Here is a 23,237-nt window from a genome sequence, read left to right on the forward strand (position 1 = left end):
CGGGACGACCGTGGCGGCTACCGCGGCGGTGACCGGGACCGTCGTGACGACCGTGGTGGTTACCGTGGCGGCGACGACCGTGGCGGCTACCGCGGAGACCGGGACCGGCGCGATGACCGTGGTGGGTACCGCGGTGGCGAGGACCGCGGCGGCTACCGCGGGGGCGACCGCCGTGAGGGCGGGTACCGCGGCCGCGACGACCGCCGTGACGACCGTGGTGGCTACCGTGGCGGTGACCGTCGTGAGGGTGGTTTCCGGGACGACCGTGGCGGCTACCGCGGCGGTGACCGGGACCGTCGTGACGACCGTGGTGGTTACCGTGGCGGCGACGACCGTGGCGGCTACCGCGGCGACCGCGACCGGCGCGATGACCGTGGTGGGTACCGCGGTGGCGAGGACCGCGGCGGATACCGCGGGGGCGACCGCCGTGACGACCGGCGGGGCGGCGGGTACCGGGGTGGCCGCCGGGACGACCGGGGCGGGTACCGCGGGCGCGACGACCGTCGCGGTCCCCGTGAGGACCGCGACCCTGCGGACATCGCTCCCCAGCTTCCCGAAGAGGCGACCTACGACCAGCTCGACGCCGACACCAGGCGCGACCTCAGCTCGCTGCCCAAGTCCCTGGCGGAGCTGGTCGGCAAGCACATCGTGGCGGCCGGCCTCCTCGTGGACGAGGACCCCGAGCGCGCCTACGCCCACGCCGCCTACGCCCGGCGCAAGGCGTCCCGGGTCCCCGGTGTCCGGGAGGCCTCCGGTGTCGCCGCCTACACGGTGGGCAAGTGGCAGGAGGCCCTCTCCGACCTGCGTGCCGCGCGCCGCATGAGCGGCCGTGACAACTTCCTGGCGATCATGGCCGACTGCGAGCGCGGCCTGGGCCGCCCCGAGCGGGCTCTGGAGATCACCGGGGACCCGGCCGGCGAGCAGCTGGACGCCGCCGAGCGCATCGAGCTGCGCATCGTGGCCGCCGGCGCCCGGCGGGACATGGGCGACATCAAGGGCGCCCTGGCCGAGCTCCAGGTTCCCGAGCTGAAGGAGCGCCGCGCCCGGCCGTGGATCGCGCGCCTGTTCTACGCCTACGCCGACGTCCTGGAGGAGCTGGGCCGCGAGGAGGACGCCCGCGAGTACTTCTCGCGCGCCTCCGCCGTGGACAGCGACGGGGTGACCGACGCCGATGAGCGCCTGGCCGTGCTGGAGGGTGTCGAGCTGGTCGACGTCGACCCGGAGGACGGCATCATCTGGACCGACGCCGAGGAGCAGGACTTCGAGGAACAGGACTTCGCGGAGCCGCAGGCCCCGCGGGAGGCCCGTCCGGCCGATCCCGCCCTCGAAGACGAGGACGAGGCCGAGGACGACTCCCGGGCCGGCGAGCCTGAGGACTTCGAGGACGAGGACGGGGATTTCGAGGACGGTGTCCGCGACGCCGACGAGCCCGAGGACGACTCCGCCGACGAGTCCGACGCCGCGCCCGAGGCAGTGAAGGACGACGGGGCCGACGCCCCGCGGGACCGGGAGCGCGACTGACCCCGGATCCCCTGGCGCCGCCGGGCGGTCGTGGACCGCTCGGCGGCGCCGTCGTGCGTCTGGGAGTCCTTCCCCCGGCGTACGACTCAGTGGTGTGCCTGACCCACCGGGGCGGCCGGGCGCTGATGGTGCGCAACCGGCGGCGCGCGTGGGAGTTCCCCGGCGGGCACGCCGAGGCCGGGGAGGGCGTCGTGGACACCGCCCGGCGGGAGGCGGCAGAGGAGGCCGGGGCGACCCTGGGCGCGGTGGAGGTCGCCGGGTACTACGTGCTCGCCGACGGGCACGTCACGGTCGTCACCCATGCCCCCGTCCTGGAGACGGCCCTTCTCAGCGGCGAGTTCGAGACGGTCGAGGTGCGGGAGTTCGACGTCCTGCCCCCGGAGGAGAGCCTGTCGTGGGCCGACGGCCTCTACGCCCACCTGCTGCGGGCGCTGGACCTGCCCGGCGCCCGCCCCTGAGGGGGCCGGTCAGACGACGGGTTTGACGTAGCCGGTCTCCTTGCCCAGCAGCGCGTAGCCGAGCCGGGCGTTGATGGCCAGCATGGGCGCGTTGTTCTCGTGGTTTCCGGTGGCGGCGTGGGTGAACCCCTGTTCGCGCGCCCGCAGCAGGGCGACATGCTTGGCGTATCCGGCCAGCCCGCGCCCCCGGTACTCGCGCAGGGTCCCCGTCATCGACGACTCCATGCGGCTCCTGCGGTCGGAGGCGTAGCAGGTGATGCCCGCGGGGGTGCCCTCGTGCAGGAAGACCAGGCTCAGGTCGAGGTCGGTGAGCGGGTGGTTCCAGGGCCCGTTCACCCAGTCCTCGAAGGTCATGAAGCCGACGCTCGGCACGGCACCGGGTTCGTCCTCGCTGGCCAGCCGGTCGAGCTCGTAGACCGGCCGGGGGTCGTCGGCGTACTCCCGGAACGTCCGCAGTTCCACGCCCGCGGGCGGTTCCGGCGCCGGGGGCAGCAGGGACAGGTCCAGGCCCAGGATGTGGTGGGTCTCCTCCTCCGCGTACCCGTGGTCGAGGGCGACCCCGTGGAGCAGCGGGCCGCCCGCCTGGACCGGCTCCTCGGCGACCTCGGTGCGCAGGGTGCGGGCGCCCCGTTCCACCAGTGACTCCTCGGACGCGGTGAGGAGGCGGGCGGCCAGGTCGCCGCCGCGGTACCGCTCCGCGACCGCGGTGAGGAAGGTCAGGCCGTGCGGGTCGCGTCCCTCCGGGCGGGTGAGCAGGGACCGGGTGAACCCCACGATCCCGCCGTCGCCGTCGGTCGCCACGATCGGGAAGTCCGTCGAATGGGGGGTGGGGTTCGCCATGCGCCAGCGCACGGCCTTCTCCGTGAGGACACGGTAGGGGTGGTGGGCGCGCAGGAACGGGAGGACGGCGGGGACGTCCTCGGTTTCCATCGGCCGGATCTGGAGCGTCATGCGGTGAGCCTAGGTGGCCCGGGTCACCCCCGCACATGGTTTTCCGGGCCTTTCCGCGCTCCCCGCCGGAGCCGGCCCGGACCCTCTCCGCCGGTGTGAACGCGTCCGTGGACGCGTCACCGTTCCCCGTGACTTCTCCCGCTCCGGCCCGTGACGTGCCGTCACCCGTCCGGGCGCCACGGTGCAGGGGCCGTGTGAGGGGGCGGACCCCCGCCATCCCCGCCCCTTACACCGCCGTGCCGTCGCACCGAGCCGGCCCCGGCGCGCTCAGCCCTGTTCTTCGCGTTCCTTGCGCTCGGCCTCGGCGCGTTCCTGTTCGAGCCGGTCGAGCCAGTGCACGATGCCCGACACGTTGGCCTCGGCGCCGCTGAGGATGTCCAGGACGGCGGCGGACTCCGGGGAGGCGTCCGGGGGCAGCGGCTTGTACCGGCTGATGACCTTGTCGCGCACCATGGCGATGGCGTGGTCGAGGTCGCCGGCCGAACCGTGCGACTCGCGGACCGTCTCCACCCACAGGTGCAGCTCGGACCGGGCGCGGTCGATGGTCTCGGCGACCGTGTCGACCGCTCCGAAGTGGGAGAACATCAGGCGCTGGGCGTCGATGTCGGAGAACAGCCGCAGGGTGCTCAGGCACGCCTGCATGTCGAAGTCCGGCGGCGGGGTGGCCGGGCGGACGTCGCCGGTGAGCTGGTTGTAGACGCCCAGGGCGTCGCCGACGTACAGGTCGCCGGTGAGGGTGTCGACCAGGCCCATGTGGTGCTTGGCGTGCCCGGGGGCGTAGTGGGTGACGAGCCTGCGGCCGCCGCCCAGGTCGATCTCGCCGGTCTCGGCGACGGAGCGGATGCGCCGCGCCTCGGTGGGGTGCATCTGCCCGAACAGGGTGTCGAGGCGGTCGCCCCAGACCATGGCGGCGCTGCGCATGAGGCGGCTGGGGTCGGCGAGGTGGCGGGCGCCGCGCTCGTGGACGACGATCTCGGCGTTGGGGAAGAGGGCGGCCATGTCGCCGGTGCCGCCCGCGTGGTCGAGGTGGATGTGGGTGACGACGATGGTGGCCAGGTCGGCGGGGGCCAGGCCCATGGCGGTGACGGCGTCGTGCAGGACCCGGGCCGAACCGGCGGTGCCGACCTCGACGATGCAGGGGCGCTCGGAGCGGATGAGGTAGCTGGACACGATGCCCGGATATCCGGCGAGCATCGTGTCGATGGCGAAGATGTCGTCGCCCAGGGGGGTGACCCCCTCGGGCAGGCGGCTCACGTCCACGTCGTCGTGCACGGCAGGCACCCCTGTTCCCTGTGGTCGTCGTGGGTTCCGGGAGGAACCGCATCCGAATCCGACTCTAGGACACGGGGGCGGTGTGCGTCCCGACCGGGGGCGGGATCATCGGACGACCCCGTTCCGGAGGGTTGTCCACAGGCGGGGCGAAGCCCTTTCGCCGCCGGTCGGCCCCGGTGATCCTGAAGGTGGGGGCATACGTGCCGGCCGTCGTGCCGCCCGCTGGTCCACGCCGGTGTCACAGGGTCTTCGGGAAGGACGACGCATGCGGGAGAACGGTCTGCGGAGCGCGGGGCGGGGAGCACGGGCGGCGCGGGGCACGGACCCGGGGGAGGACCCCGGCCGGGACGGCGGGCACCGCAACGAGGTGCTGCTGGTGGGGCGCATCACCGCCGAGCCGGTGTTCCGGGAGATGGCGAACGGGAACCGCCTGGCCAGCTGGCGGATGTGCATGGCCAGGCCCCCGCGCGAGGGAGTGTCGGGGCGCCGCTCCGACGCGGTCTACTGTGTCGGCTTCGACCCCGGGCTGCATCCGGAGCTGGGGGAATGGCGGCTGGGCGACGTCGTCCGGGTGACGGGGGCGCTGCGCCGCCGGTTCTGGCACGGGCGGGCGGAGGAGCGCAGTACGTGCGAGGTGGAGGCGCGGACCGTGGCGCTGGTGCGCCGCTCGCGGCCGGCCGACGGGGACCTCCCCGCCGCCGCGTTCCCGCGCGCGACGGGGAAAGGGGCCGGGCGATGACCGCCCGCGCGGCGCGCCGCCCGGTGCGTCTCCTCGGAGCGGTGCTGGTACGGGTCCTCGCCGCCCTGGCTCGCCCCCTGGCCCGCACCGCGGCCGGTGTCGGCGGCCGTGCCGGACCCCGGACGCCGGGTGCGGCGCCGGTCCGGCATGGACCCGGCGTGTCCGGTACGGGAGCGGACCGCCTCGCCGGGGCGGGGCCGGGGGCGGTGGGCGCCCGGCCCGGGGGCGGGGTCCCGTGTGCCGCCGCGGCCCGCGTCCACGGACCCGGGACGGGAGCGGTCCGTGCGGCGGGAGTCCTGTCCGGCGCCCCGGCCCGGTACGGCGGGCGGGGGTGCGCGAGGGTGCCGCGGAGGTCGCCGTACGGGGAGGCGTTCAGGCCCGGGTGGGCGGTGCCCCGGCCCGGTTCACCAGCCCAGGGCGGCCAGGGCGGCGCGTGCGGCCGGGCCGGCCGGGTCCACCGCCGGGTTCGCCCACACGGCCTCGCACAGGGCGCGCAGGCCGTCGAGGCGGTCGCCGGAGCCCTCCAGGAGCGGGCCGTCGGGGGTGTGGGTCGCCGTCCAGCCCCCGCAGCGGGTGCCGCCGTGGAAGGCGTCGACGCCCGGGTGGGTGTCGTTCATGCCCGACACGTCCCAGGACAGGTAGTTGGGCCGCCGGTGCTCCGGGGCGGCGAGCAGGTCCAGCGGGGTGGTCACCCCCGACAGCACCAGCAGGCCCGCGGCGCCGTGCACGATCGCGCCCTCGATGTCGGTGTCCAGGCGGTCGCCGACGATGAGCGGGTCGCGGGCCCCCGTGCGCCGGATGCCCTCCTCGTGGAGGGGGCGCATGGGCTTGCCCGCGATGATCGGCTCCACTCCGGTGGCGTGCGCGATCACCCGGACGAAGGACCCGTTGGCCGGGGTGACGCCCCATTCGGTGGGGGCGGTGGCGTCGGCGTTGCTGGCGACGTAGAGGGCGCCGCGCGACACCGCCAGCGTGCCCTGGTCGAGGAGGTCCCGGGTCACGGAGCGGGAGTAGCCCTGCACCACGGCGACCACGGAGTCGGTGGCGATGGTGACCGGGACGAGCCCCATGCGGCGCACCGCCTGGCGCAGCCCGGTGTCGCCGACCACCAGGACCTCCGAGCCGGCCGGGTGGCGTTCGGCGACCAGCCGGGCGGCCGCCTCGGCGGAGGTCACCACGTCCTGCGGGGTGGCGTTGATGCCCAGGTGGGTGAGGTGTTCGGCGATGCGGGCCGGGGTGCGTCCGGCGTTGTTGGTCACGTAGGCCACCCGCGCCCCCGCGGCCCGTGCCTTGTCGATCGCCTCGGGGGCGGCCGGCACCGCGCTCGGGCCGATGTAGACGACCCCGTCCAGGTCCAAGAGCATCGCGTCGTGGATCGTGCTCAGGGGGCGCTCGGCGGCGAGCAGGGGCATGGCGGACCCGTTCCTTGCGGCGGTGGCGGACGCCCTCCAGGGTATGACGCGGTCCCCGGCCGGTGGGGCCGCGGGCCTCCCCACCCGGTGTGCCGTCCGTCGCAGCGCCCCGGACCGGCCCCACCCCGGAGACACCGCCTCCGGGGCCCGCTGAGATGCCGCGCCCTCGCCGCCCTGGCCGGGGCCCGTCGGCCGGAGGGCGGGGCGTTCCCGGTCCCGGAGCCGGGGTGCCGGACCGGTGGTCGGTCGGGGCGCCGCGCCTGTACCGGCTCGGTGGGGCCTGCTGGGCGGGGGCGGGCCGTTCCCGGTCGTTGCGGCCCTTGGGACGGAGGTGCGAGTCGGGGGGCGGCCGGGGGCGGGTGCTCGCCGGCCTGGCAGGGGCCCGTCGACCGGAGGCCGGGGCGTCTTCGGGGCGGCGGAGGACGTGCGGCGGCGGGCGGGGGTGTCAGGCGATGGGGCGGTGGGCGGTGAGCCAGGAGGTGGCGAAGGCGACGGCGTCGGCGACCCGGAAGAGGCGTGCGGTGGCCGAGCCGGCCGGGCCCGTGGTGACGGCTCCGGTGGCCTCGAACGCCTCGCCCAGGGCGGGGAAGTCGTCGGAGTCCAGGGCGGTGTCGGTGAAGGCGGCCCAGGCGCGGCCGCCGTCGGGGGTGGCGACCGCGCAGCCCACCGGTTCGGTGCGGGGCGCGGGCACCCGGCACTCGGCGAGATGGAAGGCGGTGCACGAGTCGTAGCCGGTGCCCAGCAGCAGGACGCGGGCGTCCAGCAGGCGGCCCAGCGGCGACTCGTCGCCCAGGCGGCAGGCGAGGGGGTGGTGGTCCAGCAGGGCGTGGGCGCGCGGGCCCACGGCGGCGAAGGAGGTCTGCGGGTGCGGGCTGCGCACGGCCCCCGGGAGGGTGCGCACCAGCTCGGGGATTCGTCCCATGTGCGCGCTGGGGGTGGCGTGCGGGTCGAAGCCCGGCGTGTGGTCGCGGATGGTCGGCCACCAGGACTCGGGCACCGGCGGGTTGCGCCACTGGGACGGGTCGCTGTTGTCCATCGTCTGGGTGGGCACCACGAGGGTGCCGGTGGGACCCAGGGTGTCCAGGAGCGCCCGGACGACGGCCTGGGCGCCGCCGCACACCCAGCCCAGGGCGGAGAGGGAGGAGTGGAGCAGGACGGTCTCCCCGGGACGCAGCCCCAGGCCGGCCAGGTCGCGGGCGAGGGAGGCGCGGGTGCGCGGCGCGTCCTGCGCGGGTTCGGGAGCGGAGGTCATGGGGCGGGTCTCCTCCTCGGGGTGGGGTGTACCGCAGGGTGGGTGTGCGGTCGGCACCGTGGTGCGCGGAGCGGGCCGGCCGGGAGCATGGCGCCATGGTGATGAGAACGATGTCGGCGGCGGCTCTGGCGGTGGCGGCAGTCCTGTCGTGGGCGGCGCCCGCGGCGGCGGCCGCGCCCGTGGATGGTCTCACGGCCGCTGCGGTGGACGCACGGGTGGAGGCCTACCTGGAGGACGCGCCGCTGCCCGGGGTGGCGGTCGCGGTGACGCGGGGGAGCGAGGTGGTGCGGGCGGCCGGGTACGGGGTCGATTCCCGCGGGGAGCCGGTGGGCGCCGACACCCCGATGGGGATGGCGTCGGTGAGCAAGGCGTTCACCGCCCTCGTGGTGGCGTCGCTGGTGGAGGAGGGGAGGCTGGACCTGGACGACCCCGTGGTCGAGCACCTGCCGGAGTTCGCGGTGGACGACCCGCGCGGTGCGCGGATCACCGTGCGGCAGCTGCTCACGCACACCTCCGGCATGTCCGACCGCGGGTTCCGGGAGAAGAGCGAGCCGACCCCGGCGGACCTGGAGGGCGCGGTGGCGCGGCTGGCCGGCGCCGGGATGGTGGCCGACCCCGGGGCCGAGCGCAACTACCACAACCCGAACTACCACGTCGCGGCCCGCATGGTGGAGGTGATGGAGGGCGAGCCGTTCGCGGACGTGCTGCGCGAGCGGGTGCTGCTCCCGCTGGGGATGGCCGACACGGTCACGGTGGACACCGCGCGGGACGTGTTCGCGGCCGGGGTCGCCCCCGGGCACGTGGCGGTGCTGGGCGGCGCCCGGGCCCTGCCGGAGCCGCAGGGCTACTTCAACGGCAGCGGCGGCATGGTGTCCACGGCCGACGACATGGCGAGGTGGCTGGTCTCCCAGAACACCGGCGGCCGTACCGCCGACGGGGGCGCGGGGGTGCCCGCGGACGCGGTGGCGCTGACGCACGCCGCCGCGGGCGGCACGGGCCCGGCGGCCGACTCCGGCCTGGGCTGGCAGGTGGAGGAGACCGGCGGGGGCGCGCCGCTGCTGGTGCACGGCGGCATCCAGTTCACCTACACCGCCCACCAGGCCCTGCTGCCGGAGAGCGGGGTGGGGATCGCGGTGATGGCCAACACCGGCCTGGGCGCGGGCGACGCCTCCGCCCTGCTGTGGAACCTGGTGGCCCTGGCCGAGGGGGAGGGGCCGACCGGCTCCTCGGCGCCGTGGCTGCTGGCGCTGGACCTGGTGTGCGTCGCCGCGGTGGCGGCCGTGGCCGCCGGGGCGGTGCGCGGGGTGCGCCGGGCCGGGGTGTGGGTGCGGGACGGGCGCCGGTGGCGGCGCGTGCTCGGGGCGGTGGGGTCGGCCGCTGTGGTGGCCGCGGCCCTGGCCCCGCACCGGCTGATCTCGCCGCTGGCGGGCGGTCGCGACGCCACGTGGGTGCAGACCCTGTACACGGTGCCGTCCGTGGTGGTGCTGCTGGTCGCGGCGGCGACGGCGCTCGCCGTGGTGTGGGCGGTGCGCCTGCGGGCCCTGGCGGCGCACCGCGGCCAGGACCCGGAGCGGGAGCTCAGCGGTACCGGGGCGACGGCTCGACCAGGCGCATGACCAGCCCGGTGCGCGGCTTGGGCCCGAACGAGGTGGACTTGCGCGGGGTGAGCTCGCCCTGCCCGGCGATCTCGTAGACCAGGTGGACGTCCAGGGCGGGCACGATCACCGCGGTGCCCTTCTCGTGGTGGGCGGCGGCCACCGCCTCGCCGGGGTCGTCGTGGACCATGCGCACCGCCTCCTCGGAGACGCCCCACAGCGGCAGCAGGACCTCGTGCAGGGCCGCGGTGGGCAGGCGCCGCCACTGCTCGGAGCGGCCGGGCATGGCCCGGGCCAGGGCGTCGTCGTCGAAGCCGTGCACCAGGTGGGCCTCGCCGTCGGGGGAGGCCAGCACCAGCGCGGGGCCCTCCACCCCCTCGTACACGCGGGCGGACACCCCGTCCACGGCCTCGACCGCGGCGACGGAGCGGGCGGCCGCCACGGCCTCCTCCGGGCGCAGGCCCGGCAGGACCCGGTGGATGGCGCCCAGGCGGGGCGGGTGGGTGTCGCTGTCCACGAGCAGGGCCAGCCCGTACCGCCAGCCGGGGTCGCCGTGGGCGGCGTGCAGGCGGCGGTAGGCGGCGTAGCGGTGGTGGCCGTCGGCGATGAGCGCGGACCGGCCGGCCAGGTCGGCGGACACCCGGGCGTGGTCGACGGGGTCGGTGACCGCCCACAGGCGGTGCTCGGAGCCGTCGCGGGTGCGGGCCTCCACCAGGGGCGGGTCGGCGACGGCCTCGGTGACGGCGGAGGCGGCGCCGCCCGCGCCGCGGTACAGCAGGAAGATGGGTTCGAGGTTGGCCCGGGCGACCCCCATGAGGGTGAACCGGTCGTGCACGGGCGCGTCGGCCACGTCCTCGTGGGGCAGGACGGCGGATTCGGAGCCCTCGTCGGGCAGGCGCAGGTTGCCGATCAGCCCGCGCTGGCGGCGGCCGTCCGCGGTGACCTGCTCGTACACGTACAGGGCCGGGCGGGGGTCGGGGGAGAGCACGCCGGTGGCGACCCAGTCGTGCAGCAGCGCGGCGGCAGCGCGGTACCGGCGGGGGATCGCCCCTTCGGTGCCGTCGGCGCTGGCGCGGCTGAGCTCGAAGGGCAGGGTGACCCGGGCGGCGTTGTGCGGGTCGGACCGTTGCAGGGCCCGCGCCTCCTCGGCGTCGGGCACGTCGTAGGGCGGGGCCAGCAGACGGGCGAGGTCGAATCCCCCGTCGATGAACCGGTCGAGGTCTCTGTCGGTGTAGCGCAGACCGCGGAAGGGTTCCAGCCCGAGAGGTTGGCGTGGCATCCCAGCAAGGTACCGCCCGGTCACAGGAGTTTGCGCATGCGCAGCAGGTCGCCCATGCTGGCGTCGACCCTGACCCGGCGGGTCAGGAGGGCGCGGGCCGGGTCCAGCCGCCCGTCGGCGAGGTCGACGAGGTCGTCGCTGCCGACGGTGATGTGCACCTGGGCCCGGGGCGCCGGGGCGTCCTGGGGGCGGTGGGTGATGTCGCTGAGGCCGTCGGCGGTCAGCCGCATGTCGAACACGGTGCCCAGGTCGGGGACGAGCACGCTGACAGAGCGCTCGACGATGACCCGGCGGCGTTCGGCCTCGGGTTCGGCGAGGATCCGCTCGTTGAGCTTCTCGATGCCCTCCAGGCATGCGTCGATGCTGTTCATGGGCACATGATGCCGTATGCGGCACGGGGCGCCGGGGCGGCGGCGCCGTCCGGGCAAAGGGACGAAGGGGACGACCTCCCGGTTTCGCGTGGCAGGGGCCGTGCCGCCCGGGTAGCGTTGTGCGCGCAACCCCCCGCCCACGGTGCCCTTCCGTTTTCCGGTGCCGTTCCCCCTTCCGGTGTTCTGTCCGTCAAGGAGTACGCGAATCATGGTCGTCGACGCGGTGCGCACGTATCTGGATGCCGCCAGTGGTCTCACCGAGCTGTCCCGCAAGGAGGCGGTGGCCGCGGCCAAGGTCCTGCTGCGGGCGGGCGGGGCGGGCGCGCCGGCGGCGGAGCAGGAGCCGGGCGGCACCCCGCCGCGGGTGGGGCGGACCATCCAGGCGCTGGCGGGGGAGCTGCTGGAGACCAGCCGGGCCAACCGGGAGGCGCTGGCGGAGCTGGTGCGCTCGGAGGTGGAGCACCGCCTGGAGCGGATGGACGTGGTGCCGCGCTCCGAGCACGAGCGCCTGGTGCGCCGCGTGGCGGAGCTGGAGCGGCGGCTGGCGGCCCGGTCGGGTCGGGAGCGGGTGCCCTCGGTCCCGGCGGTGGAGGTGCGGGCCGTGGAGGTCGAGGAGGTGCCCGCGGCCGCCGTCGCCGCGGTGGCGGCCGCCGTGGCGGATCCCGCCCCGGACGGGGCCGCCGGACAGGACGCCCCGGAGGCCCCCGAGGCCCCCGAGAGCCCCGTGGCCGCCGAGTCCCCCGACGGGGCCGCGGCGGCCGAGCCCGCCCGGGAGGACGGCACGGACGAGGGCGCTGACGAGGACGCGGAGGAGGCCGGGGCGGCCGCCGCGAAGAAGCCCGCCGCCAAGGCCGGGGCGGCCAAGCCCGCGGCCAAGGGCGGCCGGACGCGGGCGGGCGCGGCCAAGCGCACCACCAAGTCCCGCAGCGCCACCAAGAAGTAGGGCCGCCCAGAAGTCGGGGCCGCCGCGGACCGTCGATACCGGAGGGGCGATGAATCCCAAGGAACAGGCCGAGGAGCTGGCCGCCCGGACCCTGGAGGGCACCCGGGAGCGCCTGGAGGGGCTGTCGGGCCTGCCCACCGCCGAGCACGTGGAGGTCTTCGACTCCCTGCATCGCGAGCTGTCGGCGGTGCTGGGGGCCCTGGACCAGGGGCCGGCGCCGCAGCCGCCGGTATCCTAGGTGATCATGGCGAAACGTACTCGGCTCGACGCGGAACTGGTCCGCCGCGGGCACGCACGCTCACGCGGCCACGCGGCCGAGATCATCGAGGGGGGCCTGGTCAAGGTGGCCGGGATCGTGGCCTCCAAGCCGGCCACCCAGGTCGGACAGGACCAGCCCATCGTGGTGCGCACTCCTTCCGACGAGCCCCCCTACGTGTCCCGCGGGGCGCACAAGCTCATCGGGGCCCTCGACGCGTTCTCCCTGGACGTGGCCGACCGGCGGGCCCTGGACGCGGGCGCCTCCACCGGCGGGTTCACCGACGTGCTGCTGCGCCGGGGCGCGGCCCACGTGACCGCCGTGGACGTGGGCTACGGCCAGCTGGCGTGGTCGCTGCGCAGCAACGACCGGGTGCGGGTCATGGAGCGGGTCAACGTCCGCGAGCTCACCCCGGAGATGGTCGGCGAGCCGCGCCCGGACCTGGTGGTGGGCGACCTGTCGTTCATCTCCCTGAAGCTGGTGCTGGGGCCGCTGCGGGACGCGGTCGCCCCCGGGGCCGACTTCGCCATGATGGTCAAGCCCCAGTTCGAGGTCGGCAAGGACCGGGTGGGCGCGGGCGGCGTGGTGCGCGAGCCCGAGCTGCGCGCCGAGGCCGTGGCCGACGTGGCCGCCCACGCCCTCACCCTGGGCCTGGGCACGGTCGACGTGGCGGCCAGCCCTCTGCCCGGTCCCTCGGGCAACGTCGAGTACTTCCTGTGGCTGCGCTCGGGCGCCCCGGCGCTGGACGCGGCCCGGCTGGAGCGGGCGGTGGCGGAGGGGCCGGCCTAGGGCGTGGCACCCTGTCGCACGGGTCCGGTAACGTGACCCGGCCGGGTGGGCGCACAGGCTCCCCGGCCCGCATTCGAACTCCCCTTCGGGGAGTGGACGTAAGGGGACGACGATGACCAGGACCGGCGGACGCGGCGTTCTCCTGCTGGCCCACACCGGTCGGCCCGCGGCGGTGCGCAGCGCACGGCTGGTCCACGAGAGCCTCAGCAGCGCCGGGCTGACCGTGCGCATGCTCAAGGACGAGGTGGACGAGCTCGCCGAGGCGGGCTGTGTCCTGTCCCCGATCGAGGTCGTCGAACCGGAGTCCGCGGCCGAGGGCGTGGAGCTGGTCATGGTGCTGGGCGGCGACGGCACGCTGCTGCGGGCGGCCGAGCTGGCCCGGCCCGCGGGCGCCCCGCTGCTGGGCGTGAACCTGGGGCACGTCGGGTTCCTGGCCGAGGCCGAGCGCGAGGACCTGGGCGCGACCGTCCGCAGCGTCGTGGAGCACAACTACGACGTCGAGGAGCGGATGACCCTGGACGTGGCCGTGTTCAACGGCGGCCGTGCCGACGGGGTCCCCTCGGTGCGCACGTGGGCGCTCAACGACGCCACCTTGGAGAAGGGCGAGTCGCGGCGGATCGTCGAGGCGGTCCTGGAGGTCGACGGCCGCCCGCTGTCGCGGTGGGCGTGCGACGGGGTGGTGTGCGCCACACCGACGGGGTCGACGGCGCACGCCTTCTCCGCGGGCGGCCCGGTGGTGTGGCCGGATGTGGAAGCCCTGCTGGTGGTGCCGTTGAGCGCGCACGCGCTGTTCGCCCGGCCGCTGGTGGTGGGCCCGCGGGCGACGGTGGCGCTGGAGGTGCTGCCGGACACGGCGCCGGGCGTGCTCTGGTGCGATGGACGGCGTATGGTCGAATTGCCCGCCGGGGCACGGATCGAGATCACCCGTGCCGATACGCCGGTCCGGTTGGCCCGGCTGCACCGGGCGCCGTTCACCGACCGGCTGGTGGCCAAGTTCGGCCTCCCCGTGGCGGGGTGGCGCGGCCGCCGGGAGCAGGGCCGCTGACCGCGTGCGCACCCGCGCGGGTGCGCCGTCCGGGAGGCGCGGGAGAACGTCAAGACAGTGTGGCCGACGATCAGGAGAGGGTTCGGTGCTCGAAGAAGTCCGCATCCAGGGACTCGGGGTCATCGACGACGCCGTGTTGGAGTTGTCACCGGGGTTGACGGTCGTCACCGGTGAGACCGGCGCGGGTAAGACCATGGTCGTCACCGGGCTGGGACTGCTCTTCGGCGGTCGCGCCGACCCCCAGCGGGTCCGGCCCGGCGCCGACCGGGCGCTGGTCGAGGGCCGGCTGACGGTCCCGCGCGAGGGCCGGGTGGCCGAGCGGGTCTCGGAGGCCGGCGGCGAGCTCGACGACGACGTGCTGATCGTGGCGCGCACCGTGTCCGCCGAGGGCCGCTCCCGGGCGACGCTGGGCGGCCGGTCGGCGCCGGTGAGCCTGCTGGCGTACCTGGCCGACGACCTGGTGGCCGTGCACGGCCAGTCCGACCAGCAGCGGCTGCTGCGCACCGACCGCCAGCGCGCGTCGCTGGACCGGTTCGCGGGCGAGGAGCTGGGCAAGGCCCTGAAGCAGTACACGGCGGCCCACCGGCGGCACCGCGAGGTGTCGGAGGAGCTGATGGAGCTGACCGAGCGGGCGCGCGAGCGCGCCCAGGAGGCGGACATGCTCCGGTTCGGGGTGGAGGAGATCGCCGCGGCCCAGCCGGTCTCGGGCGAGGACGCCGAGCTGCTGGCGGAGGAGACCCGGCTGGCGCACGCCGACGGGCTGCGGGTGGCGGCCACCACCGCGCACGAGGCGCTGGTGGGCGACCCGGCCTCCGACGTGGAGGTGGACGTGTCGGCGCTGCTGTCGGCGGCCCGCCAGGCGGTGGCGGCGGTGCGCGAGCACGACCCGGAGCTGGCGGCGATCGGCGAGCGGCTGGACGAGGCGTCCTACATCCTGACCGACGCGGCCACGGAGCTGGCCTCCTACGCCGAGTCGGTGGACGCCGACCCGGCCCGGCTGGCGCACGTGCAGGAGCGGCGGGCGCTGCTCACCTCGCTCTCGCGCAAGTACGGCGAGACCGCGGACGACATCCTGGCCTGGGCCGAGGACGCGGCCAAGCGGCTGGCGTCCCTGGAGGGCGACGACGAGCGCATCGAGGAGCTGCGGGCCGAGGCCGAGGAGCTGTACGGGCGGATGGACCACTGGGCGGGCGAGCTCACCCGGATCCGCACCGAGGCGGCCGAGCGGTTCGGCGCGGCGGTCACCGAGGAGCTGACCGCGCTGGCGATGCCGCACGCGCGGGTGAGCGTGCGGATCACCACGGGGGAGGACTTCGGGTCCCACGGGCGCGACGAGGTGGAGCTGCTGCTGGCACCGCACCCCAGCGCCCGGCCGCTGCCGCTGCACAAGGGCGCCTCGGGCGGTGAGCTGTCCCGGGTGATGCTGGCGATCGAGGTCGTGTTCGCGGGCGCGGACCCGGTGCCGACCTTCGTGTTCGACGAGGTCGACGCGGGTGTGGGCGGCAAGGCCGCGGTCGAGATCGGCCGCCGCCTGGCGCGCCTGGCGCGCCGGTCCCAGGTCATCGTGGTCACCCACCTGCCGCAGGTGGCGGCGTTCGCCGACGCCCACCTGGTGGTCGAGAAGTCCACCGACGGGCTGGTCACCGAGAGCGGTGTGCTGCGCCTGGACCGGGGCGGCCGGGTGCGCGAGCTGTCGCGGATGCTCGCGGGTCTGGAGGATTCCGAGCTGGGCCGGGCGCACGCCGAGGAACTGCTGGTCAACGCCGATCCGGAGCGCGCCTACCCGGCGGCCTGAGGGTCTCCCCGGCGGGTCCGCCGTGGCATGTGATGGGTGAGTCGCCCCGAGCCGGGTAGGTGCCGGAGTGCGGCGCCATGGGCGCCGATGACCGAACACGCCGACCACCACGCTGTTATGACTCTGCGTAGGCGAGTTCTGACAGTATGCCAGCGATGAAGGTATCGGACGCGCTCAGCGCCACAGTCATGCGGTTCCGCCGGACCCGGGCGGACTCTCCCTCCGGGCTGGTCGCTCCCGTGCGCTCGGACCGGCGCACCAAGAACCTGACCAAGCGCCTGCGCCCCGGCGACATCGCGGTCATCGACCACGTCGACCTGGACCGCGTCAGTGCCGAGGCGCTGGTCGGGTGCGGGGTGTCGGCGGTCCTCAACGTCGCCCGGAGCATCTCGGGCCGCTATCCCAACCAGGGCCCGGAACTCATCACCCAGGCGGGCATCCCGCTGGTCGACGACGTCGACCCCGAGGTGTTCACCCGGGTCCGCGACGGCGAGCCGCTGCGCCTGGAGGGCGGGGTGCTCTACCGGGGCGGGGAACCCGTAGCCAAGGGGACCGTGCAGACCCCCGAGACGGTCGCCGCCGCCATGGCCGAGGCCCGCGCCGGGCTGGCCACCCAGCTGGAGGCGTTCGCGGCCAACACCATGGCCTACCTCCAGCACGAGCGCGACCTGCTGCTGGACGGCATCGGCATCCCCGAGATCTCCACGGAGATGGAGGGCCGCCACGTCCTGATCGTCGTGCGCGGCTACCACTACCGGGAGGACATCGCCGCGCTGCGGCCCTACATCCGCGAGTTCCGGCCGGTGATCATCGCCGTGGACGGCGGGGCCGACGCGGTCATGGAGGGCGGGTACCGGCCCGACATCATCGTCGGGGACTTCGACTCGGTGTCGGACCGGGCACTGGCCAGCGGCGCCGAGCTGGTCGTGCACGCCTACCGGGACGGGCGGGCCCCCGGGCTCCAGCGCCTGACCGACCTGGGCTACCCGGCCGTGGTCTTCCCCGCGACCGGCACCAGCGAGGACGTGGCGATGATGCTCGCCGACGGTGCCGGGGCCTCCCTCATCGTGGCGGTGGGCACGCACGCCACCCTGGAGGAGTTCCTCGACAAGGGGCGGTCGGGGATGGCCAGCACCTTCCTCACCCGGCTCCGGGTGGGCGGCAAGCTCGTGGACGCCAAGGGCGTGAGCCGCCTGTACCGTTCGCGGATCTCCCCCTGGGCGCTGCTCGGGCTGGTCGCGGCCAGCCTGCTGACCATCGTGGTCGCCGCCTACAGCTCACCGGCCGGGCAGGTCTACCTCACGTTCCTCGCGGCGCGCTGGGACGCCTTCTCCTACTGGCTGACGGGGCTGTTCACGTGATCGATTTCCGCTACCACCTGGTGTCCATCATCGCGGTGTTCCTGGCGCTGACGGTGGGGCTCGTCCTGGGCACCACCATGCTCCAGGACCCGCTGCTCGACACGTTGCAGGACGAGACCGCCGAGCTGCGGGGCCAGACCGAGGACCTGCGCGCCGAGCGCGACGTCGCCGACCGGGTCAACGCCGGGGCCGACGAGCTCGCCGACGCCGCCGCCGGGGACCTGCTGGAGGACCGGCTGCGGGGCCTGGACGTGGTGCTGGTGCAGGCGCCGGGCGCCGACGCCGACACGGCGGCCTCGCTGGAGGACCGCGTGAAGGAGGCGGGCGGCTCGGTCTCCGGGCGGATCGAGGTCCGCTCGGAGTTCGTCGATCCGAGTAACACCGCGTTCGTCGACGAGCTGGCGCTCCAGGTCTCCGCCGACCCGGCGTCCCTGGAGGGCGTGGGGACCTACGAGAAGGCGGGCACCGAGATCGGCCGTGCCCTGGCCCGCTCCTCCGAGCGCGACGGCGACGGGGAGGACCGGGAGGAAGGCGGCCGGAACGGCGGGCACGACCCGGCCGCCGCACTGGAGACGTTCGTCGAGGGCGGGCTGATCTCGGTGCACGGGGAGCCCGCGGGCGGGACCGACGCGGTGGTGGTGGTCGCCCCGTCCTCGGCCGAGCAGGCCGGGCGCGATGACCGGGAGGCCGAGAACACGGTGCTGGCCTCGTTCTCCTCGGCCCTGCACGACCGGGTCGAGGGGCTGGTGCTGGCGGGGGACGTGCCGTCCTCGCACGGGGACGGGATGCTCGCCCGGGCCCGGGCCTCGGAGGCGGGTTTCGCGACCGTGGACATGGCGGGCCGCCCGATGGGCGACATCGTGGCGGTGCTGGCGCTGGCCGAGGACGTCGACGGCGACGGTGCCGCCTACGGCGTGGGCGAGGGGGTGCGCGGGTTCATGCCGGACCCGCTGCCCGAGCCCCGGGCGTCGGCCTCGCCTTCGCCGTCCCCGTCGCCGTCCCCGGACACCGACGAGGCCCGCAGGGCCGCCCGGGGGGAGGAGTGATGGGCCCGTCCTTCCAGCGTCCGGGCGCCGGCCGCCGCCGGACCCCCGTCTCCGCGTCCGCCGTGCAGGGGCTGGTCGGCGCCGCGGTCGCGGCGGCGGCCGCCCGTACCGCCTACACCCTGCTCACCCGTGCCGCCGCCGATCGTGACGGCTCCGCGGAGTCCCCTCCGGCGGCGGAACCCGCTCCGGCGGCGGAACCCGCTCCGGCCGGGGGACCCGGCCCGGCCGCCTGGTGGCGGACCAACTTCCGGGGGCGGCGGGTGACCCTCCAGGAGGGGCCGGCCCTGGCCTCGGGGGTGTGCGCGGCGAGCCTGCTCACGCCCGGCCTGGACCCCCGGGTGCGGGCCGCGACGGCGCTGGCCGCCGCGGGGGCGGCCGCGTTCGGCGCCTACGACGACCTGGCCGGATCCGCAGACGCCCGCGGGCTGCGCGGCCACCTGGGCGCCCTGGCCCGGGGGCGGGTGACCACCGGGGCGGTGAAGATGGCGGGGATCGGCGCCACCGGCCTGGCCGCCGCCGCCCTGCTGCGCCGCGGCCCCCTCGACACCCTGGTGGACGGGGCGCTCATCGCCGCGGGCGCCAACCTGGTGAACCTCTTCGACCTGCGCCCGGGCCGCGCCGTCAAACTCGGCCTCCTGGCCGCCCTGCCCGGGCTGGCCTCCCCGGCGGCCCCGGTGCTGGCGCCCACTGTCGGCGCCTGCGCGGCCCTGCTCCCCGACGACCTCGCCGAGCGCTCCATGCTCGGCGACGCCGGAGCCAACGCCCTGGGCGCCGCCCTGGGCGCGGCGGCGGCCGCCCGCGCCCCCCGCCCGGTGCGGCTGGCGCTGCTGGGCGGGGTCGTTGCCCTGACCCTGGCCAGCGAGGTCACGAGTTTCTCCAGGGTCATCGACCGGGTGCCGCCGCTGCGGGCACTGGACCGCTGGGGGCGGTGCGCGTGAGGGGCCCGGGGTGTCCCGCCTCGCCGCCGGGGTGACGCAGGGGGTCGGCCGGGCCGCGCTGCTCATCGCCGCGGTCACCGTCGGCGCCCGGGTGGCGGGGTTCGGGCGCACGGTGGTCTTCTCCCAGACGGTGGGCGACACCTGCCTGGGCACGGCCTACATCACCGCCAACCAGCTGCCCGCGGTGCTGTTCGAGATCGTCATCGGCGGAGCGCTGACCGCGGTGGTGGTCCCGGTGCTGGCGGCCGCGGCCGGGCGGGGCGAGCGGGAGCAGGTGGAGCACACTGCGTCGGCGCTGCTGACCTGGGTGCTGCTGCTGTCGGTGCCGCTGGCCGGGCTGATCGCGCTGTCCGCCCCCTACGCGATGGCGCTGATGCTGGGAGCGGGTACGGGCTGCGACCCCGGGGTGCTGGCCGCGCTGTCGGTGCGGATGCTGCTGGTGTTCGCCCCGCAGGTGGTGTTCTACGGGCTGGCGGCGGTGCTGTACGGGGTGCTGCAGGCGCACCGGCGGTTCCTGTCCCCGGCGGCGGCGCCGCTGGTGTCGAGCGTGGTGGTCATCTGCTCCTACCTGCTGTTCGTTCCGCTGGGCGGCGCTCACCGGCAGGACCCGGCCGGGCTGCCCCTGGGGGCGGAGCTGGTGCTGTCGCTGGGGACGACGGCCGGAGTGGTCGCCCTGTTCCTGACGGTGCTGGGCCCGGCGCTGCGGCTGGGGCTGAGCTGGCGTCCGCGACTGGTCTTCCCGCCCGGTGTGGGCCGGCGGGTGCGGTCCCTCGCGGCGGCGTCCCTGGTGCCGCTGGTGGCGATGCAGGCGTGCCTGCTGCTGTCGGTGGCGCTGGCCAACCGCGGCGGCGGGGCGGGCGGATCGGTGCTGTACTCCTACGCGTGGGCGCTGTTCACCCTGCCCTACGGGGTGATCGCGGTCCCCATCGCCACCAGCGCCTTCACCGCGCTGGCGGTGGCGCACGCCGACCGCGACCGGGGCGCGTACGCGGAGCTGGTGGCGGGGCCCGCGCGGGCCGCCGCGGTGCTGACCGCCGCGGTGGGCACCGCCCTGGCGGCCGCGGCGCCGCCGGTGGCCGAGGTGTTCGCCCGCAACGACCCGGTGGCGTTGGAACGGGCCCTGGCGGCCTACGCGCCCGGTGTGGTGGGGTTCGGACTGGTGGCGCTGTTCAGCCGGGCGCTGTACGCCTCCCACCACGGCAGGCCCGCGGCGGCCGCCCAGACCCTGGGCTGGCTGCTGGTGATGGCGTGCTCGGCGCTGTCGGTGGCGCTGGTGCCGCCCGGGTGGGCGATCGCCGCCCTGGGCTGGTCGACGACACTGGGACTGACATGCGCGGCGCTGGCCTGCGCGGTGGCCGTGGGGCGGGTGCACGGCCCGGCGGCGCTGGCCGGGGCGGGGCGGTCGCTCGCGGCGGTGGCGGCGGGCGGTGCGCTGGGCTGGGCCGCGGGCCGCCCGGTGGCCGTGGCGCTGGCGGGCGGCGGGGTGTGGTCCTCGGCGGGGGCGGCCCTGGTGTCGGGTGTGCTGGCGGTGGTGGTGTTCGCCCTGGTGGCGGCCGTGGTGGACCGGCCGTCGGCGCGGGCGGCCCTGGATCGGGTCCGGAGCGTGTTCGAACGCAGGAGGGGGAGCCGGTGAACGGCAGGATCGCGTTGGTGCTGGGGACCAGCACCGGTGGGGCGGGCAGGCATGTGCGGTCCCTGGGCGAGGGGCTGGTGCGGCGGGGGTACCGGGTGGCGGTGGTCGGCCCGGCCTCGGCCGAGCGGGAGTTCGCGTTCACCGACGCCGGGATGCGGTTCGCGCCGGTGCGGATCGGGGCGGCCCCCTCGGTCGCCGATCCCGCGACGGTCCTGCGGCTGCGGTCGGTGCTCGGTGGCGCCGACGTGGTGCACGCCCACGGGATGCGGGCCGGCGCGCTGTGCGCGCTGGCGGGGGCGCGCCCCCTGGTGGTGACGGCGCACAACGCCCCGCCGCCGGTGGACGGCCTGAAGGCGGCCGCCTACCCGGTGCTGGAGAGGATCGTGGCGCTGCGCGCCGACGTGGTGCTGGGGGTGTCGGGGGACCTGGTGCGGCGGCTGGAACGGGTGGGGGCGCGCGACGCCCGTCCGGCGGTGGTCGCGGCGCCCGACACCGGCCCCCCGGTCAAGGGCCGGGAGGCGACCCGGTCGGACCTGGCGGTGCTGCCCGAGCGGCCGCTGCTGCTGACCATCGCCCGGCTGGCCGAGCAGAAGGGCCTGGACATGCTGCTGGAGGCGGCCCCGCGGATCGCCGACCGGCACCCGGAGCCGGTCATCGCGATCGCGGGGGACGGGCCGCTGTGGGGGACCCTGCACGACACCGCCGCGGAACTGGGGGCCGACGTGCGGATGCTGGGGCACCGCACGGACGTGGCCGACCTGCTGGCGGCCGCCGACGTGTTCTGCCTGACCAGCCAGTGGGAGGGGCCGTCGCTGGTGATCATGGAGGCGCTGCGGGCGGGGCTGCCGGTGGTGTCCACCCGCGTGGGCGGCATCCCGGACCTGTACTCGGGGACGGTGCTCATGGTGCCGCCGGGCGACCCGCAGGCGTTCGCGGCGGCGGTGGGGCGGGTGCTGGACGATCCGGCCCTCGCCGCGGACCTGCGGGCGCGGTCCGCCGCGGCGGCGCGCTCGCTGCCCGGCGAGGAGGACGCGGTGGCGGCGGCGTGCGCGGTGTACAAGTCGGTACTGGGGCGGTGACCCGGGAAAGGCGGCACGGGAAAAGCCGGTGACACGGGAAAAGGGAATTTCGGGGGCGTTTTGCGCCTTATATACCCGGATCCCCTGTTCGTTCGCCAGATATCTCCCAGGAGCGGATGATGTGTCCTGGGGGTCGTGCTACTTCGTCCTCTGCGCTACTTCTGCGGAGAGGGCGGATGTGGCATCGTGGTCACAGGTCGGGCGTGCACGGTCACATCGTGCGGCCGGTATCCTGGCCTGGCATGTGAGGGGAGTATCCCTGTCGCGGCGGTGTCGTCATCACGGAACACAAGGGCGTGTTCCCGGTACCGTCGGTTCGCCCCGGATTCCGAGGCGAGCGGGAGAGACCTCCGGCAGTTCGACGTGCGTGCAAACAGCCCGCGCGCACTGACCGGAGGAGTTAACGACAGTGAACGTACCCTTGTGGGTCTGGGTCGCCACGATCGGCGCCATGATCGCGATCCTGGTCATCGACCTCGCCATCGTGGACCACCCGTGGAGCAAGAAGAAGGGCCCCCAGGAGTTCGGGGTCAAGCAGGCGGCCTGGTGGGCCGCCTTCTACATCGGCATCGCCATCATCTTCGGCTTCGGTGTGTGGTACTACGGCGGTGCGACCGCCGGCGCGGAGTACTTCGCCGGGTTCGTCACCGAGAAGAGCCTGAGCGTCGACAACCTCTTCGTCTTCTACCTGCTGATGGGCTCCTTCGCGGTGCCCAAGAAGTACCAGCACGAGGTGCTGCTCATCGGCATCGTCATCGCGCTGATCATGCGCGGTATCTTCATCATCCTCGGCGCCCAGGTCATCAACGCCTGGAGCGAGGTCTTCTACCTGTTCGGCGCCTTCCTCATCTACACCGGGTACAAGATCGTCCGGGACCACATGAAGGGCGACGAGGAGGAGAAGGACTTCACCCAGACGCCGGTCGTGCGCCTGGTCAAGCGGTTCTGGCCGGTCACCGACGGCTACCACGGCGCGCACCTGACGGTGAAGCTCGACGGCAAGCGCCACATCACCCCGATGCTGCTGGTCATCCTGGCCATCGGCGTCATCGACCTGGTCTTCGCGGTCGACTCGATCCCGGCGATCTTCGGCCTCACCCAGGACGCCTACATCGTCTTCACCGCCAACGCCTTCGCCCTGCTGGGCCTGCGCCAGCTGTACTTCCTGCTGGCCGGCCTGATGGACCGCCTGGCCTACATCAGCTGGGGCCTGTCGGCGATCATGGTGTTCATCGGCATCAAGATGATCCTGCACGCGTTGCACGAGAACGGCGTGCACGTCCCGGAGATCAGCACCTCCCTGTCCCTGACGGTGATCATCGGCGTCATGGTGATCACGATCGCCGGCAGCCTGGTCAAGTCCGCGGCCGACAAGCGCAACGCCCCTCCCGCCGTCGAGGAGGAGGGCGAGAGGGACTCCGCGGCCGACCGCTCCTGACGGCCGTCCCGCGCTCCCGCCCGGGGGCGGTCCCGTTCACCGGGACCGCCCCCGGTTCTTCTTT

The 23,237-nt window shown here is 75.3% G+C and carries 22 protein-coding genes; 15 read left to right on the forward strand and 7 right to left on the reverse strand.

The genetic code is table 11. The annotated features are described in order from the left end of the window. On the reverse strand, positions 1 to 699 hold a 699-nt coding region (locus tag ACFVNO_RS22180), incomplete at its 3' end, for a hypothetical protein (RefSeq protein WP_378895446.1). Here ACFVNO_RS22180 and ACFVNO_RS22185 point away from each other — a divergent pair. Together ACFVNO_RS22185 and ACFVNO_RS22190 are read left to right on the forward strand one after the other, a co-directional pair. After that, a complete protein-coding gene (locus ACFVNO_RS22185; protein ID WP_355269224.1) occupies positions 667 to 1,521 on the forward strand; it encodes a hypothetical protein in 855 nt (284 codons plus the stop codon). The genes ACFVNO_RS22180 and ACFVNO_RS22185 overlap by 33 nt on opposite strands. Before the next feature lie 53 nt (positions 1,522 to 1,574). Beyond that, positions 1,575 to 1,979: an NUDIX domain-containing protein gene (locus ACFVNO_RS22190; protein ID WP_378895448.1), complete on the forward strand. Its 405-nt coding sequence runs from the start codon at positions 1,575 to 1,577 to the stop codon at positions 1,977 to 1,979. Positions 1,980 to 1,988: 9 nt separating this feature from the next. Here the strand turns inward: ACFVNO_RS22190 and ACFVNO_RS22195 are convergent, their stop codons facing one another. Together ACFVNO_RS22195 and ACFVNO_RS22200 are read right to left on the reverse strand one after the other, a co-directional pair. After that, complete coding sequence (locus tag ACFVNO_RS22195) at positions 1,989 to 2,930, reverse strand: GNAT family N-acetyltransferase (RefSeq protein ID WP_378895450.1); 942 nt, start codon at positions 2,928 to 2,930, stop codon at positions 1,989 to 1,991. 267 nt (positions 2,931 to 3,197) lie between these two features. After that, positions 3,198 to 4,202 carry an MBL fold metallo-hydrolase gene (locus ACFVNO_RS22200; protein ID WP_355269316.1) on the reverse strand — a complete coding sequence of 335 codons (1,005 nt, stop codon included), beginning with the start codon at positions 4,200 to 4,202 and terminating at the stop codon, positions 3,198 to 3,200. A gap of 265 nt (positions 4,203 to 4,467) precedes the next feature. Between ACFVNO_RS22200 and ACFVNO_RS22205 the strand changes: the two genes are divergently transcribed. After that, the gene (locus ACFVNO_RS22205) at positions 4,468 to 4,941 is read left to right on the forward strand and encodes a single-stranded DNA-binding protein (protein ID WP_378895452.1); all 474 of its coding nucleotides are present in this window, start codon (positions 4,468 to 4,470) and stop codon (positions 4,939 to 4,941) included. A gap of 404 nt (positions 4,942 to 5,345) precedes the next feature. Here the strand turns inward: ACFVNO_RS22205 and ACFVNO_RS22210 are convergent, their stop codons facing one another. Together ACFVNO_RS22210 and ACFVNO_RS22215 are read right to left on the reverse strand one after the other, a co-directional pair. Continuing rightward, entirely contained in the window at positions 5,346 to 6,353 is a 1,008-nt protein-coding gene (locus ACFVNO_RS22210) for an HAD-IIA family hydrolase (protein WP_355269232.1), read from the reverse strand. A 445-nt stretch (positions 6,354 to 6,798) separates the two neighbouring features. Next, positions 6,799 to 7,605, reverse strand: a complete 807-nt coding sequence (locus ACFVNO_RS22215; RefSeq protein WP_378895455.1) for an aminoglycoside N(3)-acetyltransferase — start codon at positions 7,603 to 7,605, stop codon at positions 6,799 to 6,801. Between the two features lie 95 nt (positions 7,606 to 7,700). On the opposite strand from ACFVNO_RS22215, the gene ACFVNO_RS22220 reads away from it, so the two are divergent. Continuing rightward, positions 7,701 to 9,221, forward strand: a complete 1,521-nt coding sequence (locus ACFVNO_RS22220; RefSeq protein WP_378895457.1) for a serine hydrolase domain-containing protein — start codon at positions 7,701 to 7,703, stop codon at positions 9,219 to 9,221. On the opposite strand, the gene ACFVNO_RS22225 is transcribed toward ACFVNO_RS22220, so the two are convergent. Both ACFVNO_RS22225 and ACFVNO_RS22230 read right to left on the reverse strand, forming a co-directional pair. After that, entirely contained in the window at positions 9,184 to 10,479 is a 1,296-nt protein-coding gene (locus ACFVNO_RS22225) for a DUF1015 domain-containing protein (protein ID WP_378895459.1), read from the reverse strand. The genes ACFVNO_RS22220 and ACFVNO_RS22225 overlap by 38 nt on opposite strands. Before the next feature lie 20 nt (positions 10,480 to 10,499). Next, on the reverse strand, positions 10,500 to 10,850 hold the full coding sequence (locus ACFVNO_RS22230; RefSeq protein ID WP_355269240.1) for an SCP2 sterol-binding domain-containing protein: 351 nt from the start codon (positions 10,848 to 10,850) through the stop codon (positions 10,500 to 10,502). Between the two features lie 208 nt (positions 10,851 to 11,058). Here ACFVNO_RS22230 and ACFVNO_RS22235 point away from each other — a divergent pair, with 208 nt between their 5' ends. The 11 genes from ACFVNO_RS22235 to ACFVNO_RS22285 all read left to right on the forward strand — a co-directional run bounded on the left by ACFVNO_RS22235 (position 11,059) and on the right by ACFVNO_RS22285 (position 23,173). Beyond that, positions 11,059 to 11,793 carry a membrane fusogenic activity family protein gene (locus tag ACFVNO_RS22235; protein WP_355269242.1) on the forward strand — a complete coding sequence of 245 codons (735 nt, stop codon included), beginning with the start codon at positions 11,059 to 11,061 and terminating at the stop codon, positions 11,791 to 11,793. Between the two features lie 49 nt (positions 11,794 to 11,842). Further along, positions 11,843 to 12,031 (forward strand): hypothetical protein, encoded by a 189-nt coding sequence (locus ACFVNO_RS22240; protein ID WP_378895462.1) that lies wholly within the window; start codon positions 11,843 to 11,845, stop codon positions 12,029 to 12,031. A gap of 6 nt (positions 12,032 to 12,037) precedes the next feature. Further along, complete coding sequence (locus ACFVNO_RS22245; protein WP_355269246.1) at positions 12,038 to 12,838, forward strand: TlyA family RNA methyltransferase; 801 nt, start codon at positions 12,038 to 12,040, stop codon at positions 12,836 to 12,838. A gap of 112 nt (positions 12,839 to 12,950) precedes the next feature. After that, positions 12,951 to 13,883, forward strand: coding sequence for an NAD kinase (locus tag ACFVNO_RS22250; RefSeq protein WP_355269248.1), 933 nt, complete (start codon positions 12,951 to 12,953; stop codon positions 13,881 to 13,883). Between the two features lie 85 nt (positions 13,884 to 13,968). After that, on the forward strand, positions 13,969 to 15,678 hold the full coding sequence (gene recN, locus ACFVNO_RS22255) for a DNA repair protein RecN (RefSeq protein ID WP_355269250.1): 1,710 nt from the start codon (positions 13,969 to 13,971) through the stop codon (positions 15,676 to 15,678). A gap of 188 nt (positions 15,679 to 15,866) precedes the next feature. Continuing rightward, the gene (gene steA, locus ACFVNO_RS22260) at positions 15,867 to 17,039 is read left to right on the forward strand and encodes a putative cytokinetic ring protein SteA (RefSeq protein ID WP_220565654.1); all 1,173 of its coding nucleotides are present in this window, start codon (positions 15,867 to 15,869) and stop codon (positions 17,037 to 17,039) included. Further along, entirely contained in the window at positions 17,036 to 18,085 is a 1,050-nt protein-coding gene (locus ACFVNO_RS22265) for a copper transporter (protein ID WP_378895465.1), read from the forward strand. Before steA ends, ACFVNO_RS22265 begins: the two co-directional genes overlap by 4 nt. Then, on the forward strand, positions 18,085 to 19,023 hold the full coding sequence (locus ACFVNO_RS22270) for a hypothetical protein (RefSeq protein WP_378895467.1): 939 nt from the start codon (positions 18,085 to 18,087) through the stop codon (positions 19,021 to 19,023). The genes ACFVNO_RS22265 and ACFVNO_RS22270 overlap by 1 nt, the downstream gene beginning before the upstream one ends. Positions 19,024 to 19,033: 10 nt before the next feature. Then, positions 19,034 to 20,656 carry a murein biosynthesis integral membrane protein MurJ gene (gene murJ, locus ACFVNO_RS22275; RefSeq protein ID WP_378895469.1) on the forward strand — a complete coding sequence of 541 codons (1,623 nt, stop codon included), beginning with the start codon at positions 19,034 to 19,036 and terminating at the stop codon, positions 20,654 to 20,656. Further along, on the forward strand, positions 20,653 to 21,735 hold the full coding sequence (locus ACFVNO_RS22280; RefSeq protein ID WP_355269258.1) for a glycosyltransferase family 4 protein: 1,083 nt from the start codon (positions 20,653 to 20,655) through the stop codon (positions 21,733 to 21,735). Before murJ ends, ACFVNO_RS22280 begins: the two co-directional genes overlap by 4 nt. 409 nt (positions 21,736 to 22,144) lie before the next feature. Beyond that, positions 22,145 to 23,173: a TerC family protein gene (locus ACFVNO_RS22285; RefSeq protein WP_355269260.1), complete on the forward strand. Its 1,029-nt coding sequence runs from the start codon at positions 22,145 to 22,147 to the stop codon at positions 23,171 to 23,173. The last annotated feature ends 64 nt before the right edge of the window (positions 23,174 to 23,237 follow it).

Source organism: Nocardiopsis sp. NPDC057823, from assembly GCF_042797335.1.
Taxonomy (GTDB): Bacteria; Actinomycetota; Actinomycetes; order Streptosporangiales; family Streptosporangiaceae; genus Nocardiopsis; species Nocardiopsis changdeensis.

Coding starts and splice junctions, on each gene's coding strand:
- ACFVNO_RS22215 (WP_378895455.1), bottom strand. CDS start 7,605: ATGACCTCCGCTCCCGAACCCGCGCAGGACGCGCCGCGCACCCGCGCC.
- ACFVNO_RS22210 (WP_355269232.1), bottom strand. CDS start 6,353: ATGCCCCTGCTCGCCGCCGAGCGCCCCCTGAGCACGATCCACGACGCG.
- ACFVNO_RS22250 (WP_355269248.1), top strand. CDS start 12,951: ATGACCAGGACCGGCGGACGCGGCGTTCTCCTGCTGGCCCACACCGGT.
- ACFVNO_RS22245 (WP_355269246.1), top strand. CDS start 12,038: ATGGCGAAACGTACTCGGCTCGACGCGGAACTGGTCCGCCGCGGGCAC.
- ACFVNO_RS22270 (WP_378895467.1), top strand. CDS start 18,085: ATGGGCCCGTCCTTCCAGCGTCCGGGCGCCGGCCGCCGCCGGACCCCC.
- ACFVNO_RS22205 (WP_378895452.1), top strand. CDS start 4,468: ATGCGGGAGAACGGTCTGCGGAGCGCGGGGCGGGGAGCACGGGCGGCG.
- steA (WP_220565654.1), top strand. CDS start 15,867: ATGCGGTTCCGCCGGACCCGGGCGGACTCTCCCTCCGGGCTGGTCGCT.
- ACFVNO_RS22225 (WP_378895459.1), bottom strand. CDS start 10,479: ATGCCACGCCAACCTCTCGGGCTGGAACCCTTCCGCGGTCTGCGCTAC.
- ACFVNO_RS22195 (WP_378895450.1), bottom strand. CDS start 2,930: ATGACGCTCCAGATCCGGCCGATGGAAACCGAGGACGTCCCCGCCGTC.
- ACFVNO_RS22220 (WP_378895457.1), top strand. CDS start 7,701: ATGGTGATGAGAACGATGTCGGCGGCGGCTCTGGCGGTGGCGGCAGTC.
- ACFVNO_RS22240 (WP_378895462.1), top strand. CDS start 11,843: ATGAATCCCAAGGAACAGGCCGAGGAGCTGGCCGCCCGGACCCTGGAG.
- ACFVNO_RS22235 (WP_355269242.1), top strand. CDS start 11,059: ATGGTCGTCGACGCGGTGCGCACGTATCTGGATGCCGCCAGTGGTCTC.
- ACFVNO_RS22230 (WP_355269240.1), bottom strand. CDS start 10,850: ATGAACAGCATCGACGCATGCCTGGAGGGCATCGAGAAGCTCAACGAG.